This is a genomic window from Arthrobacter melezitosi (genome assembly GCF_054511055.1).
On sequence record NZ_JBTNDJ010000013.1, the window covers coordinates 1 to 15589 of the forward strand.

Annotated in this window: 13 protein-coding genes and 1 pseudogene; 10 read left to right on the forward strand and 4 right to left on the reverse strand. The window is 63.4% G+C overall.

Going from position 1 to position 15589, the window contains the following annotated elements:
* Nucleotides 1-506: 506 nt before the first annotated feature.
* The 4 genes and pseudogenes from ACX80W_RS12895 (at nt 507) to ACX80W_RS12910 (ending at nt 5303) form a co-directional block, all read left to right on the forward strand.
* Nucleotides 507-1349: a tetratricopeptide repeat protein gene (locus ACX80W_RS12895; protein ID WP_459283884.1), complete on the forward strand. Its 843-nt coding sequence runs from the start codon at nt 507-509 to the stop codon at nt 1347-1349.
* 217 nt (nt 1350-1566) lie between these two features.
* Nucleotides 1567-2580: a hypothetical protein gene (locus ACX80W_RS12900; protein WP_459283886.1), complete on the forward strand. Its 1014-nt coding sequence runs from the start codon at nt 1567-1569 to the stop codon at nt 2578-2580.
* 898 nt (nt 2581-3478) lie between these two features.
* Nucleotides 3479-4261 (forward strand): annotated as a pseudogene (locus tag ACX80W_RS12905) (helix-turn-helix domain-containing protein); the annotation flags it as partial.
* 82 nt (nt 4262-4343) lie between these two features.
* Nucleotides 4344-5303 carry a carbon-nitrogen hydrolase family protein gene (locus ACX80W_RS12910; protein ID WP_459283888.1) on the forward strand — a complete coding sequence of 320 codons (960 nt, stop codon included), beginning with the start codon at nt 4344-4346 and terminating at the stop codon, nt 5301-5303.
* 223 nt (nt 5304-5526) lie between these two features.
* Here the strand turns inward: ACX80W_RS12910 and ACX80W_RS12915 are convergent, their stop codons facing one another.
* Both ACX80W_RS12915 and ACX80W_RS12920 read right to left on the reverse strand, forming a co-directional pair.
* The gene (locus ACX80W_RS12915) at nt 5527-5898 is read right to left on the reverse strand and encodes an ABC transporter permease (protein WP_459283889.1); all 372 of its coding nucleotides are present in this window, start codon (nt 5896-5898) and stop codon (nt 5527-5529) included.
* An 825-nt stretch (nt 5899-6723) separates the two neighbouring features.
* Nucleotides 6724-9678 carry an AfsR/SARP family transcriptional regulator gene (locus tag ACX80W_RS12920; RefSeq protein WP_459283891.1) on the reverse strand — a complete coding sequence of 985 codons (2955 nt, stop codon included), beginning with the start codon at nt 9676-9678 and terminating at the stop codon, nt 6724-6726.
* Nucleotides 9679-9888: 210 nt separating this feature from the next.
* On the opposite strand from ACX80W_RS12920, the gene ACX80W_RS12925 reads away from it, so the two are divergent.
* From ACX80W_RS12925 to ACX80W_RS12945, 5 genes are all read left to right on the forward strand, one after another.
* Nucleotides 9889-10011, forward strand: a complete 123-nt coding sequence (locus tag ACX80W_RS12925; protein ID WP_459283893.1) for a hypothetical protein — start codon at nt 9889-9891, stop codon at nt 10009-10011.
* A gap of 183 nt (nt 10012-10194) precedes the next feature.
* Nucleotides 10195-10578 (forward strand): hypothetical protein, encoded by a 384-nt coding sequence (locus ACX80W_RS12930; protein WP_459283895.1) that lies wholly within the window; start codon nt 10195-10197, stop codon nt 10576-10578.
* Between the two features lie 133 nt (nt 10579-10711).
* The gene (locus ACX80W_RS12935) at nt 10712-11482 is read left to right on the forward strand and encodes a hypothetical protein (RefSeq protein WP_459283897.1); all 771 of its coding nucleotides are present in this window, start codon (nt 10712-10714) and stop codon (nt 11480-11482) included.
* A gap of 483 nt (nt 11483-11965) precedes the next feature.
* Entirely contained in the window at nt 11966-12562 is a 597-nt protein-coding gene (locus tag ACX80W_RS12940; protein WP_459283899.1) for an NYN domain-containing protein, read from the forward strand.
* Between the two features lie 73 nt (nt 12563-12635).
* A complete protein-coding gene (locus tag ACX80W_RS12945) occupies nt 12636-13061 on the forward strand; it encodes a hypothetical protein (protein WP_459283901.1) in 426 nt (141 codons plus the stop codon).
* A gap of 185 nt (nt 13062-13246) precedes the next feature.
* On the opposite strand, the gene ACX80W_RS12950 is transcribed toward ACX80W_RS12945, so the two are convergent.
* On the reverse strand, nt 13247-13687 hold the full coding sequence (locus tag ACX80W_RS12950; RefSeq protein ID WP_459283903.1) for a DUF5956 family protein: 441 nt from the start codon (nt 13685-13687) through the stop codon (nt 13247-13249).
* A gap of 66 nt (nt 13688-13753) precedes the next feature.
* On the opposite strand from ACX80W_RS12950, the gene ACX80W_RS12955 reads away from it, so the two are divergent.
* Nucleotides 13754-14035, forward strand: coding sequence for a hypothetical protein (locus ACX80W_RS12955; RefSeq protein WP_459283904.1), 282 nt, complete (start codon nt 13754-13756; stop codon nt 14033-14035).
* Between the two features lie 23 nt (nt 14036-14058).
* Here the strand turns inward: ACX80W_RS12955 and ACX80W_RS12960 are convergent, their stop codons facing one another.
* On the reverse strand, nt 14059-14523 hold the full coding sequence (locus ACX80W_RS12960; protein WP_459283906.1) for a hypothetical protein: 465 nt from the start codon (nt 14521-14523) through the stop codon (nt 14059-14061).
* Between the last annotated feature and the right edge of the window lie 1066 nt (nt 14524-15589).

A 15589-nucleotide genomic window follows, 5' to 3' on the forward strand; every position in this document is an offset into this window, starting at 1 on the left:
AACCGTCGGTCTCGTCGCAGCCTCCGCCGCCCCCAGCTTCGCTGGACAGGGGGTCAACCACACCGAGGCCTTTCAGGGCCGATAGCGAATTCCTCACCACAACCCGCGCACTAACCCCGCGAATGACAATGAGAAGGGAACCGTCATGAAAACCATCAAGCGCCTCTTCTGGGCCACAGCAGCAACCGTCGGTCTCGTCGCAGCCTCCCCGCCCCCAGCTTCGCCGGAGCCGCGATCAATCACACCGAACCGCTCACCGGCCGCTGATGCTCGGCACAACCGCACGGGTTAGGGCCAGGCGCCTGAATCGGCTGGCCCTCCAAGCGTGGGAACGCGGCGACGCGGTTGCAGCGGATCACTTTGCTAAACACGCCGGCAGCATCATGGAGACTCGAAACGAGGATCTGGCTGAGGCAGTGATTAGGGTCGAGGCGCTGCTCATGAGGTCCGGTGTCGCGTCCCGGGCCGTAGACCACCTAACTGCCAGCCGATTTCTGGACTCCGCCGTGGCATTGCTGGAGGGCCAGCCCGTCTCCAGTACCCGGGATCTGTGGCTTGCCGAGGCACTCACTCGGGACGGTGATGCCCGGCGCCTTGCCGGACAATACCTAGAAGCCGCAAACGCTTTGGAGAGAGTGTTCGGTTTGGAGCACTGGGATGGTCTGGAACCGCTCCGCAAGGCCGGCGCCCTCAACGCCAAGGGCATCCTGTGCAAGGACACCGGCCGCTACAAGGAAGCGGCGGCCCTCTACGCTGAGGCTCTTGAGCTAACCACCGCTGCCCTTGGACCTGATGATCCGCAGATTGCAGCGATTTACCACAACTTAGCCGGACTGGCCCACATCCAAGGTAGGTACGACGACGCGGAGCCGCATATTCGGGCAGCCTTGGACATCCGCCACCGCAACGACCAGACAAATGCCGCCGCAATCGCCGCCGACCTGTCAGTACTCGGTGCCACCCTCGGCGGCCAAGGAAGGCTGGACGAGGCCGAAAAGGTGATTACGGAAGCGCTTCACATCTGGACCGCCAAGAACGGGCCAGACCATTACGAAGTAGCTGTACAACTAAACAACCTTGCCAACATCCAGCAACAAAAAAACGACCATCGCGAAGCGGCGTTCAGCTACACCCGCGCTCTTCAGATCAAACGCCAGGTCCTCGGTCCGCACCACCCAGAAATCGCCGCATTGCTGAACAACTTGGCTTCGCTAGAAGCGGACGTTGGATGCACGTCGTCCGCGGCCGCGCACTACGACGACGCCATCGCAATTCTGCAGGAGACGCTTGGCTCCCAGCACCCCAACACGCAGGCCTGCATTGCCAACCGCAGGCGGCTCTCTGTTTGACCGCAATGAGCAGCAGAAGGTCGAACCGCACCAACACCCTCGTTTCCCTCAGTTTCCGGAGAATTTGCTCTGCTACATCAATACCACCCTACAAACACAATTGACCGCCTCAACAAATACCGCTGACAACTAACGAAGAATTACAACAGAACGAACCGGAAGCAGCGCGCCAGCCTATCTAATAGTTGCAGGAAACAACCGAAAAAGGAGCGCCACCATGAACAGCACCAGAAGGATCACCATATGGGTATCAGCCGTGGTTGTAGCCCTACTTCTTTTGACCAGCGCTTTTCTACTTGGGCAGATTCGCGCAGGCGACACTCCCAACGCTGGGAGTACTGATGCCAGCCCCAGCCCTACCGTTACAACCGCGTCGAGCTCTTCCAGTCCCGCCCAAACCGGAGGCGCAGCCGGGGGCGGTGGCGGTGCAGTCGCAGGCACAGGCAGGGGCGGCGACGACACGGGCACAGGCGGCGACACGGGCACAGGCGGCAACACGGGCACAGGCGGCAACACGGGCACAGGCGACAACACGGGCACAGGCGGCAACACGGGCACAGGCGGCAACACGGGCACAGGCGACAACACGGGCACAGGCGACACGGGCACAGGCGGCGACGTGGGCACAGGCGGTGACACGCAGCCTCCAGACGTAGTCCCTCCTGGTCTCGTCGGAAGTCCCCTAGAGGCCGCGCAACAGACATTGGCCGCCGACGGGATTACAAGCGTTGTTGCGGAGGGAGCCGCTTCTGCGGACCAGATCGGCCTCGTTCTAGCGGTCGCGCCTAACGAGGGGGAGCCGATCCCCCTAGATAAAATTATCACCCTGACAGTTGGGGTACCGGTTTCCGGCGACGTAGCCTTCAAGACTGACGAAATCACCTGCATCTACAACCCATTCGAACGCGAAATGTATATCGGATTTCGAGTAGCGATACTGGATCCGCAACCGCCCGACCTGACCGGTTACGTGAATATCATCGCCACGGGAGACAACGGATCAAACAGTTCAATCGGGGGTGAAGTAGGTATAGGTGGCATAAGTGCAGAGGTTTTGATCTCCATGGCATCAGAAAATATCCCTAGAACTAGATTCATTGACCTCGCGGCCATGCCAGGTGAGGGAGTCCCAAACTCGAATACGTTGAACGACACAATGCGAGTAAATTTCACTTTAGATGAATCATCGGGAGGTGAGGCACGCCTGCCCTGTTCACCTACGATCCTTTGAAAATAAAACCATCACATCAAGACCAGTTACGCGACTAGAAATAAGTCTGGGAAAAGTTAAGTGGTCTCACAAGTAGGAAGAGATTCAGTGGTGGTTTCCGGAGCAGATGTTGTGCGATTCTTATCGCCTTCGTTGTCGATGACGTCACCGCTGCAGGAGAAGCCGTGCGCGAAAATGGCGGGGTGAACGTCAACCAGATCGTCACCCTCTGGATGTCCGACGGGCGCTAAGTCACGTGGTGCCAGCTTCAGGACGGGGTGAGCTTCAACCTCACGAAGCCACTGGCCAACATCGGGTTTCCTGGACTTCGTTTACAAAGCATCGGCTGGAAGATCACAATGGGTCCGGGCGGCCTTCACCGGCGGCTTGAGGCCACCTGAACCCGAGCCTTGCTCACCGCCAGTTGCGAGGAGTTTTCGATGACCAACCTGGAAACGCCGCCCGAGGACGAGGCCGCCGGCTTGATCGCTGAAATCTACGACGCCGGCCGCAGATCGCTCGGCTAGGTGCCAAACCACACGAAGCCAATGAGCCTGAATCCGGAGGTGTACCTCGCCTGGGAGTCCCTCATCAAGGCGATCAGCTCTTCCTTGAGCGTCCGCCTCTACGAATTGGTGACACTGGCCGCAGCGCAGGTCATCGGATCCAGTCACTGCAGGCTGCTCACGGGAAGAAGACGCTCAAGATCATCGGTGAAGAACAGTTCCTTGCCATAGCAAGGGACTTCCATACTGCGGGCCTCCCGGATGCAGAGGTGGCCATAATGGATTACTCGGGAAAGCTCAGCGCTGATGCCACTTCCATGACCGAAAGCGATGCGCAGAGACTACGGGCGGGACTCTGGTTTCAGCGACCGGGAAATCGCCGACATCACGCTGGCACGTGCCTGGAGGTCCTCGTGTCCCACGCTAATGCCCGTCTGACTGTTCATGGAAGACAATTGATCGTTGACCGGGTGGCCGCCGGGCGGCCGGTGGCCCATATTGCGGCCGAGTTGGGAGTCTCCCGGCAGAGCGCCTACCGGTGGATCCGACGCTTCCGCGCCGAGGGTCCGGCCGGGCTCCGGGACCGGTCCAGCCGGCCCCGGAGCAGTCCCGGGCGCACCAACGCCGCCCGTGAACATACCGTCCTCCGGGCCCCGGCGGGCCTGCGGGCCGGCCCGGGCCCGATCGCGGCGGCCACCGGGGTTCCGGCCCGGACGATCTCGCGGATCCTCACCCGCAACCGAGTGCCGCCGCTGGCGACCTGTGACCCGCTCACCGGGGCGGTGATCCGCGCCGTGCGCCGCAGCGCCCGGCGCTACGAGCGGGCGGCCCCGGGTGAGCTGGTGCACCTGGATGTGAAAAACTCGGCCGGATCCCCAACGGCGGCGGCTGGCGGGCCCACGGGCGCTCCGGGGACGTCCGGGCTGGGGCATCGGCTATGACTTCATCCACGTCGCCGTCGATGACCACACCCGGATCGGCTACGCCGAGGTGCTGCCCGATGAGAAGGGCACCACCGCCGCTCGGAGGCCTTCGCCCGGGCCGTGGCGGACCTGGGCGCGGTCCAGCGCTTCATCAAACCGCACTGCCCCTGGACCAACGGCAAAGCCGAACGCTTCAACCGCTCCCTTGCCACCGAATGGGCCTACCGGCGCCCCTACACCAGCAGCCGCCAACGCACCGGCGACCCAGCAATACGTGTGCGCACTGGCCAGCCTGCCGCGGATCAGGGCGGAGGCAGTATTGACGCTGCGCCGGCATGAGCGCACACTTTGCTCCATGTCCGCAAATACTGTGCGTATCGCTGCAGTCCAGGCAACACCTGTCATCCTCGATGCGGAGGGGTCAGTATCGAAGGCGCTGCGACTCCTGGACGAGGCATCGGGCGAGGGCGTGAAGCTCGCGGTCTTCCCTGAAACCTTCATCCCGCTCTACCCCTCAGGGGTCTGGGCGTATCAGGCGGCTCGTTTCGACGGAGTCGATGAACTGTGGACCCGTCTGTGGGACAACTCCGTCGATGTCCCCGGACCACAGATCGACCGATTCATCGAGGCCTGCGCCGAACACGACATGCACTGCGTGCTCGGAGTGAACGAACGCGAATCAGCACGGCCCGGGAGTCTCTACAACACGATGATTCTGATTGGCCCCGAGGGGCTGCTTTGGAAGCATCGCAAGTTGATGCCCACGATGCACGAGCGGGTGTTCCACGGCGTCGGCTACGGACATGACCTGCGTGCCGTCGAGACGCCGGTCGGCAGGGTCGGAGGCCTTCTCTGTTGGGAGAACCGTATGCCCCTGGCCCGGTACGCGGTCTATCGTCAGGGCGTTCAGATCTGGGCGGCTCCCACGGCCGATGACTCGGAAGGGTGGCTTTCGACGATGAGCCACATAGCTATCGAAGCCGGCGCCTTCGTGGTGTCGGCTCCCCAGTACATTCCTCGCTCTGCGTTTCCCGAGGACTTCCCGATAAAGTTGCCCGAGGACGGTGAGGCGTTCGGACGGGGTGGAGCAGCGATCTTCGAACCCCTTGACGGCCGTGCTGTTGCGGGTCCTCTCTACGACCAGGAGGGGATGGTTGTGGCGGACGTCGACCTGAAGCGCACTCTGGCCGCGAAGCGGCAATTCGACGTCGTGGGGCACTACAGCCGAGAGGATGTCCTCTACCCGCCGGCCCCGGGCAGCCATGCACCGCAGGGCCCCGCCCTCGGCTTGAGGTCGGCCGTTTTGGAAGAATAGCCAGTAAGCCCGGCCCCATTAGCTGAGCACGGCGGCAGTCAGCAACCCCCTTGAGCTAACTCAGCCTTTCGTTGCTTTTACGGGCAAGAGCGGTGAGGTGCTGCTTATCAACCTCCCGTTCCGTGACATGCCAAACGCCCGAGCGCACGGCGAAGGATCCCTCAGATGGGGTTGGGCGACAGACGGGCAGGAGAGGTGTGCGTGGCGTTTGGGGAGGTACGCCTTATCTGGAGAGTGCTTCGGTGGGAGAGATCCGGGTGGCCCGCAGCGCCGGCAGGATACCTGCCAGGGTTTCCGCCGCACACCCGGCGCCGGTAGCGACGGCCACGATGGTGATCTCGATGAGCGGCACCCAGCCGTTGACCAGAGCTACTCCGATGGTGGCGGTGACTCCGAGCAGGGCACCGGCAGCACCACCAAGCATGCCCAGGAAGGTGGTTTCGCCCAGCAGCTGAGCGAAGATGCCGCTGCGCCTGGCTCCGAGGGCACGGCGCAGACCGAGCTCGGGGATGCGCTGGGCCATGGTGGCGGTGGCGGAGTTGCCGATGGACACCGATCCGGCGATCAGGGCAACCAGGTTGGCCAGCAGGCTCATCTGGGTGACACTGCCTTCGACTTCCCGGCGCAGGGTCCGCGGATCCGGTGGCGCGTTGACGGTCAGGGCCTATGCTCATGCCCCAACGCTACGACCCCACGATGCCACACCAAGTTCCAACCCGCCGAGTTCACACCTACGGACAGAAAGAATGGCCCAAGGTATGACACAACGACCTCATTCCAGCGGAGCCCGATTCAAGTTCTTCTGACACCGCAGCAAAAAGGGCGCCCTCCCAAAGCGTTGGACGCGCCTCCGAAGCGGCCATGGATCCGTTACCGGACGAATCTAATGGACCCATAATCCGCCATCGACGGTGGGCAATTCCCCCGTTGACGTAGGCCGATACGCTGCTAGCCAGGAAGGCGGCTGCTCCGGCGAAGTCCTCCCGATCGCCTTTGCGTCCTATAACCGTGCTTACGGCCAGTGCCGTGACGGAGTTCGGGTCTGAACTGAGGCGCCGGTTCAAAGGGATTTGCATGAAACCCGGCACCAGCCCCTACCGGCAGGAATGCCGGAAACCGTCCAGAAAGCCGCGCTGAACCCGCCGAAATCCTTCACGTTATAGTTGGCAGGCTCGGCACCGCCAGCGGTGACATCAAAGCGATCCGGCGTTGGCACTCGACGACGGAATTGGGCTCGACATGTCTTGGGCTGGCCCGGGTTCGCTTAACCGCAAACTCGAGCACTACGCGTTGCGTTGGATATGCCCGAGAAAGCGCCCGTTGAGGGGTCGCCTACAGGCGTTGGGTTCCCGGAGCGGCTGGAGCCGGGTGACCAGGTTCCCGCAGTTCACCCTGCAGGAAGCAGTTCGTCGTCCAATTTTCAGGCCCAGGGGGCTGCTTCCACAGGGGTCTCTGTTGCCTGATCAGGAATGGCAGCGCTCGAGTGCTCCTCCAAGATCTTGTCCTGGTTCGCGTCGAGGATTTCGCGGACGGCCTGGGTGATCGTCAGGGCTTGACCTTCGGCCCAGATTAGGCCGAAGCGTATGGGGCCGGCTTGGGTGCGTGCTGTTGTTATGAGCGATTCGAGGCGCCGCTGCTCCGGCGGGCTGAGGGGGTGACTCCGATCCGAGCGGTAGACCTCCGTTGCTGCCAGCACTCGTATGGCCAGTTCCATGCGGCTCTGTTGGATATAGATACTGGCGAGGGACTCGAGGAAGGCGACGATGTTGGCCTGCGCGCCGAGTTCAAGTGTCGCACCGAGTGCCTCGCGCAGGAGCGTTTCGGCAGTGGCGAGGTCTCCGGTCTGCTCCATGCATTCCGCAAGGTTGGTCAGTACTACGCCGAGGATGAGGCGGTCTCCAAGTGGACGGGCGAGTTCGACGCTTTCCTTGCATAAATCAAGGGCCCGGGAGGAGTCGCCCGCGTACATTGCTTGCAAACTCAGGACGACCTGAGTGGCGACCCGGGTGCGTAGGCTGGCGTCCGGCATGGACAGCGTTTCTTCGGCGAGACTGCGGGCTGTATCCGGGTCATCCGCCACCAGGGCCTGCACTGCCAGGCATATCGTTGTCCAGGCGGCGCCTTGGGAGTTGCCTGCACTGTTGAAGGCGGTCAGCGCCCGGTGGTGCAGCTCGGTTGCTTCGTCGTTGCGGCCCAGCACCCAGCACAAGGTCGCTGTTCCGCTGAGCGCTGGCGCTCTGAGGTGTGGTGGAGCGTCCGGTGTGTCTTGGAGTAGTTCAATGGCGATTTCGTACTGTTCCCCGACGTCCTCGGTTAGTTCCCAGTAGTGCCAGAGCTCCCCGATGAGCCGCAGCCCCACGTCTGTGGAACGGCGCGGACCGGTGGCCCACCGCAGTGCCCGCCGTAACTCCGCTGCGTCGGCCTGCAGCAGCCGGAAGGCATCCACCTGCTTCGCGCCCCAGAGCTGAGGGCCTATGTCTTCTGCTACGCCCAGATAGAAAATGGCGTGCTTCATCCGGATGGTCTCCGCTTCATCAAGAAGCGACAGACGGTCCCGGGCGAACTCACGGATAACCTGCAGCATGGATACTCTGCGCGTGCCGGTTTCATCGGTGTACGTGCGCAGGAGGCTGTGCTGGGACAACGCGGTCAGCAGGGCCTCAGTGCCGTTCAGGTCTGACGCGTGCCCGAGGATGCAGTGAACCGCTGCGACGCTCGGATCAGCAGCGAAAACACCAAGCCGATCGAAGAGTTCCCGCTCAGGCGGGTGAAGCAGCTGATGGCTCCAGTCAATCGTTGCCGCAAGGGTCCGCTGGCGGTCTGGTAGGTCACGGAAGGCAGCCGGGAGGTCGGTCAGGCTGGCCTCCAGCCCGGCCAGCAGAGCCTGCAAGGTGCGGTTCCGCAGCTGGGCGGCAGCCAGTTCGATCGCAAGCGGCAGGCCATCGAGGCGGTAACAGATGCGCGTCACTGCCGCCTCGTTGGTGCTGTCTAATTTGAAAAGCGGACGGACGGTCCTGCCGCGGGCCAGGAACAGCTTCACGGCGGGCACCTCCTGCAGCAGGTGTGTCGAGAGTGGAGAGCCAAGGGGAGGCAGAGCCAAGGGGGTCAGCTCGTACTCGTACTCGGCGCGCACCTGCAGGGGCCGTCGGCTGGTGACCAGGATCCGCAGCAAGGGCGCCACGGTGAGCATGTCCACAACGATGTGCCATGCATCCTCCAAGTGTTCGAAATTATCAAGGACCAGCAACAGCCGGCGGGAGCGCAGGAACCGGGTCACGGCTTCGAGTAGGTCAGCGCCTGCCCGGTCCTCCACGCCGAGCGCTGCGGCTATCGTGGCAGGCACCTGCCGGGTCTCACTCAGTGAGGCGAGATTCACCCAGCAGACTCCATCCGGCATGCGTGTGCGGAGCTGTCCTGCTGCCGCCAGAGCCAGACTGGTCTTACCTGTCCCTCCCGGGCCGGTGACTGTGACCAGTCGGCAGCCTTCGGTGAGGCAGAGAGAACATATTTCCTTCAGTTCGGCCTCGCGCCCGATCAAAGGTGTGAGTTGCGCAGGCAGGTTGTCCACGCGTTGGCCTGCACCTCGTCCGTTTAGGGCGGGAGCAGCCAGAGACGCGTCCTGCCGCCGAACCATGCCTTCCAGCTCCTGAAAGCGCGGGCCCGGGTCAAGTCCCAGTTCATCGATGAAGATCCGACGCATCTTCCGGCAGGCCGCCAGCGCATCGGCCTGCCGGTCACAGCGGTACAGCGCCAGCACAAGCGGTGCCCACAAATCCTCTCGGTACGGGTATTGGGCCACTAAGGATTGCAGCTCACCGGCCAGAGGGTTGTGCCTGCCCAAGGCGAGCTCCACGTCAGCAAGGTCCTGGTAAACATCCAGCCAGGTTTCCTGCAACGCGTCGAGCTCTGGCCGGAACAACTCAATATCAGTCAGATCGGGGAATGCCGGGACCTTATAAAGCTCAACTGCATGGCGAAGACTTTCGGCGCCTGCCGCTAGGTCCCCGCCCTGCACCGCCAGCTCCCCGGCCGCAATGTGCTGCCTGAATTGAAGCAGATCAAGCTCCTGCTCACCGACGGCCAGGAGGTAACCTCCTGGCCTGCTGACCAACCGCTGGGGTGCGGCCCCCTTTGGGCGGTCCGGCTCGAGCGCGTGACGCAGGTTCGCGACATACACCTGCAGCTGCGGTCCGGGCTTGGCCGGCGGGTGATCGGCCCATAGCGCTTCGATCAAGAAATCCGCCGTCACCACCGCGTTTGCCCGTAGCGCCAGGCACTCCAACACGATCCGGTGTTTCGCGGCACTAGGCGGAACGGCTGTCCCGCCGGTCATCACCTCGAGCGGACCCAGGACTCGAATCCATAGTGCACCCATCTCACGCGCTCCTCACGCATCCGCGCTCCGGCTTGACCCGGACCAGTGCAAGCGCTCCGGCCACCCGATCCCGTTCTCGATCCCGCACCAGGGACGCTACAACCCACCTGCCGGGGCTTCGCTGCCCCAACCCGTTTTAGGAATTAATTAAGGCCCCTGCGCCATCGTTGAATCAACAACCCGAACACCACAGCCAAGGAGACGACCACCATGAAAACCATCAAGCGCCTATTCTGGGCCGCCGTCACCGCCCTCGGCGTCGCCGCAGCCACCGCCGGACCCACATTCGCAGGTATCGGCCTCCACCACACCGAACCGCTGACCCGCCGCTAGCGGGCCGACCACCTCTCACAACCGCGAACACTGAGAGTCACCAAAAACATCGAAGGAGACGACCATCATGAAGACCATCAAGCGCCTGTTCCGGGCCGCCGTCGGCGTCGCCGCGGCCACAGCGGGCCCCTCATTCGCGGGTCGAAGCCCCCACCACACGGAATGCTTCGTCGGGCGCCTGTAGTGGTCGGTATCCTGAGCAGGCCGAAAGCGGCAAGGCTCAACCGCCGCGCCCTTGACGCAACGGCTGCCGGTGACTGGGATGCGGCAGAGGACGTTGCCCTCCGAGCTCTCACGCTGCTGCCGGATATAAGCCAGGGCTTACCTGAAGCGACCGCCCGCGCCGACCCCCTCCTCACCTTGGCCGCGATTTCTGCCGAAGCACGGGATCACGCCAAGGCCCAGGAGTGGCTGACTGAAGCGGCCGCACTGCTGAACCAGGTCGGCGTTTCACCGACACGGGACGTGCGGCTCGCCGAGGTGCTGACCCGGCTCGGGGACACATTGCGCCTGAGCCGTAAGCACCACAGGGCGGCGGAAGCCCTGGCAGCGGTCAGGGGGAACTGATCTCCGTACAACTTCTATTGTCGCGGGTTCCGTACCGGAGGAGACTTGAGCCGACGGCATCCCATCTCGTGCCGCCCGCGAGGCCACCCGGCTGCGGGGCCTCACCGCATCCCTGTAGCGGCCTGGTGGATCGATGAGCTCCCTGACACCCCACGAAAAGGCCGCTCAGCGGTCGCGCCGTCTCTTGCCCTTGGTGGCTATCGCACTGATGGGATGTCTCGGCGGGTGCGAGTATGCGCCCGACAACGCCTCCCTCCCGCCCACCAGTTCACCAACTACGGAGGCCGGCACGGTGTCGCCTACGGAGGGCGGCACGGTTCCGCCGCTGCCGGAGAGCGGCGACCTCGACGCCGGCACCTACCTCGTCACCAGCTTCACGGAACCTTTCGAGATCACCGTCCCGGACGGCTGGTTGAGCGATGGCGGTGACGTCCTGTTCAAGGACGACCCGGATCACCCGGATGAATTGGCGGTCGCCGTGGTTTTCTGGCCCACCCCTTATGTGCCGACCGACGCCTGCGCGTGGCAAGGCAACCTCGTCGAGGTCGGCCCATCGGCCGAGGCCTTCGTCGACGCAATGACGGCACAGACGTCAACAGCGAGCACCACTCCGGTCGAGGTCATGGTGGGCGATTACTCCGGCTTCGAGTTCGACCACTCCGTCGAGGGCGATCTGGACATCACCCCCTGTGACCGCGACAAGTTCTGCATCAGCTCAGAATTCTCGAACGAATGCACAAGCTGGTACTCGACCAAGGAGGAACACCAGACCTTCCGTGTGGTCGACCTGAACGGCCAGCGCGCTGTGATCTGGGTGGTCCAGTTCCACGAATCGATCAATCCGGAGCTGACGAGAGAGGCGCGCGCCGTCTTCGACTCGATCGTGTTCAAGTCCAACGAATGACCAGCTGATGCGACAGGCGATCCCACCCGCGGGCCCCGACTCCTTCTCTGAACCCACCCGGGCGTCTTATATCCTTCGTGTCTCAAAATGCATGGAATGCGAGGCGAGCTGCCCCATCTGGCACGCCACATAGCAGTGCAGAAGGACGGCCATTGAGCGCTGCGATCCACACCCCTATTGGCGAGTGGGAGGGTCTCTCGAGCGCAACGAAGCCCCCTCGGCACCCCCACCTCAGAGCAAAGTCCATGCCGTTTCCCACTTGACGAACTCGACGCGTTCAGCGATAGTGGATAAAGCAAGACCTCGCGCCGACTGGTGCGGGGTCGCTTTGTTTTTCAAAGTGTTTTGTTATTCGTTCCTCATTCTTCCCTGAGGCATTGTTTGGGAGATGAGGGAGCAGGAACATCGGTCAGCTGATTGATGTGCAGGATAAGCACCGCCACCATCCGCGTGGCGGTTTCGTCGTTTAAGAGGAGAAAAGTAATGGAAAGAATCGCGGTCTTCCTGGATTACGGCAACGTCCACATGCTCGGCCATGACCTGTTCGGACACGGCATGGACAAGCAGGAAACCTACGTAAACCCTCGCCTGCTCGCACACCGGGTGGCGAGCAAGCGACGGAACCCCTCAGAGCTGGCAGGGGTCTTCGTCTTCCGCGGCGAGCCCTGCCGGTTCCGCGACCAGATGGGCGCGGCCACCTTCAGGAAACAGAAATCCCGCTGGGCCAAGGACCCTCTTGTCACCGCCACCTACCTGCCGCTGCGGTACCAGGACAACCGTCGGCCGCCGAAGGAAACCGGCGTGGACGTCAGGATGGGCCTGAACCTGGACAAAGCCGCGCAGTCAGGGGATTACGACACGATCGTCGTCTTCACTGGCGACGGTGACTGCTTCCCCGCCATCGAAGACGCCGCCCAGACGGGTACACATATCGAGGTCGCGGCGTGGACCGACGGAACCCGATTCAAGGGCAGCCTCGCAACGGCGTTGGCGGTGAACCGCCTGGGGCTGTGGTGCCACCGCCTCAACGACGACGACTTCTGGGACTGTCAGGACCTGCCACAGCCAGCAACTGCCTGACACGCGTACTACTGCGCCCAAACACCAAATCACCCCGCCCAGCCACACCTACCTGAACGTGGAGATCCCGCCCATGATTGATAACTCGAACGAATCAGAGCACTACTGTCGTGCCCTCGAAGCCGAACCGGCCCTGCGAGTCCTTGAGCAGGTCGTCGGTTCAATTTGCAACGACGGCCTGGCCTCCAACGAAGCCTGGCTTAACCTGGTCACACCGCTCATCACTCCCTACCTGGGCATGTCGCGGGGGCACGGAGTAAAGAACGCGGACAATGTCTCACGTGCGGACCGCACCACTGGAGAGGAACTGATGGATCTCCTGGCCGACCTCGAAGACCTGAGTAGCCAAAGCAAAGCAAAAGAGAAAATGCACAAGTACCGTCTTCCGGCGACGAACAGCACGGAGGAATGGCTGCGCACCAGCGAAGCATGGGATGCAGTGACCCAGGTGTGGATCCGGAGGATGCAGGACGCTGCTCTCGCCCAGGTAAGGGCCTGAACCGCCAAAGGGCATGAGCCTTCACCCTTACGCTTCTGATCCGAGGAAGCCGGGCTGTGCAGTATGAGGTTTCTTCAACGAAACCTCGGACAGGACACCGGCCAGAAGCAAAGGCGGGCTCCGGCTGGGGAAGGAAGGGACTTCCCCAGCCGAAGCGAAGCATCGAGCGGTCGGACCGGCATACCTCAGGAATAGAGGGTTCGGAGCACGCCGTCGACCACGAGCCGTAGCTCGAGCGGCTCGACGACACCCGGTACAGCCTCCTCCACGCCTTGGTTGATCGCTGACCAGAATGCCTCATCCGTGTCGCACTGCGCCGGCCGACGGATGAACCAGGCGTAGCCGCGCCGCAGGGGCGGGATACCGGCGGCGGCCAGGTATGTGTCGATGTCGTCGTCGATGGAGGCCAGATCCTCGTCGCTGAGCATGCTGGGTTGCCGTACGACGGCGCCGTCAGTCATGACGAGCACCTCGGTATGCCGCTCCCGCACGGCCGCCGGCACACGACAGGAATTGGCTGGTCCTGCCACCCAGGCGATGAGCGCACCCCACCCATTGGCGGTCGCCTCAGTCCACCCCTCGAGCCGTGCACCGTCACGCACCTGGTCCCATGCCTGTTCAATCACTCATCCAGTCTGAACCACGGACTGTCAGTCCCCGGGGAGCGGCTCGCCAACCCCTACGGTGGGTGCATGACGTTCTCCGGGTATGACAAGTCCGAGCCATACTGGCTGATCAGAATGCGACAGACCGCGCAACAGCGCCCCAGGACTCGCTTCGTCAAGATCCGCTGGAACGAATTGCAGCATCTCCTGCGCGAAAGAGACGCCCTATGGCAAGCAGCCACTCCACCCACCCGCGAAAGACTCCTGGCCCTGCAGGACAAGGACGACTACGGCTACCTCGGATCTCACGAACTGAAGGCGTGGCAGGAGTGGCGCAGTCAAGAGGACCCCACTGATACGACACCGTGAGACGGCCGGTCCCGACTGCGCCCTCACAACAACCGGCCCTCCGGGGTCTCGCTGATCGACCCTTCCACCTCATCCGTCTCCTCGGACTCACTGGCGCGCCAGTCTCCCTCGATCTGCTCGATCTGCAGGGCACGATCCGGGGACACCTGACCAAGGAGCCCCCAGTCGAGGGCAGCCAACTCCGCATCGAGGACGGGAACGTACATCTCCACGCCGGGCGGCGGATCATCGGTCAATAGCAGGGCATTGAGAGCAAGGATTAACGCAGCCCGGGACGCCACGACCTCACGCGCGTGCTGGCGAACCCCGTACAGGCAACCCAGGCTCTCCCACACCTTCAGCAACTCCCTGCGCCCGTCCGAGTGCGACAGGGCTGATCCCGGGGCATCCCCGAGTGATTCCACAGCACGCAGGGCCAGTGCCCTGCTCCGGCTATCGGCGTCCAATCTCGAGGAAATGACCGGCAGCAGCAACGCGTCGATGGGCATTGGCCCACTGTAAACGACCATCCCTTTCAGCCCGGCCGTACCTCACACCCGGATGTCGTCGGTGTCGGACTCTCGAAGGTTTCATTCCCGCAAGTGCCCCGCAAACAAAGGGCGACACGGGGCCGATGGCCGGATGCGGGCCGGCAGTTGCATACTCTTGGCCGATGGGGAAACAACGAGCTCATGGACCAGATTCGGCCGCCAGCCGCCAGCCGCCAGCCGCCTGTAGATCACGGATCTGGGAGCACCACCAGCAATTGAGAACCCCGGGCCCTACATGAACGCACCGGCCGGCAATACCGGCCGGGAGGGCGTCAACGGCCAGGCGGCGCTCCCGGCGGTCAGCTGCGGAGGTTCTGCACCGTACCCGCGCAGCACGCTGGCGGCATTGGCCGGTCTTGCCGCGTTCGGCTACTGCATCCTCTACACCGCGGCCACCTCCTCGCTGCCGCTGGAGACACCCCCGGGTCAGGCCCAGTCCGTCTCACAGCCCGTCTGTGAAGTCGTGAACCGCCCCGGAATGCAACCTTCGAAAGAGGTTTCCCGGGGCGCCTGCACCCCGGGGAGCGGGCAGGAGGCAGACGGCGCCCCGGCCCACCCGGTATCGGCCTGTGAGGCGATCGGGGGCCGGCCCCAGCCTCCCCGACCGCTTACCGACGACGGGACAAGGGTCCCCGCGACAGGAACGCCGCTGCCGGCGGGCCAATCAGTTTATGGCCGGATTGATAACGCCGAGGGGACCCCTGGGACGATAACGGAGGTCGGCATCATGTACCGCGACGGGTCCATCGCGGTCTGCGGCCCTCTCGAATGGACCTATGCCCATGCGGGCCAGACCCTCACCCAGCACCTCCCGTCGGATGAGAGCCGCGGGGCACTGGCCGAGGGTGAGAGCTATGCCTACAAGCTCACCCCCGCAGGCGCCCTGGAATTGGCAGGCCTGCGTCACCCGGACGGGACGATAGCGCCCCTGCCCGCGGCACAGGGATAGGACCCGATACACCGTTGGTCGGCGCCGTCGCAGGGTCAGATGGCGTCATCTTCGCTCGACGCCGCTGCCCCGAAA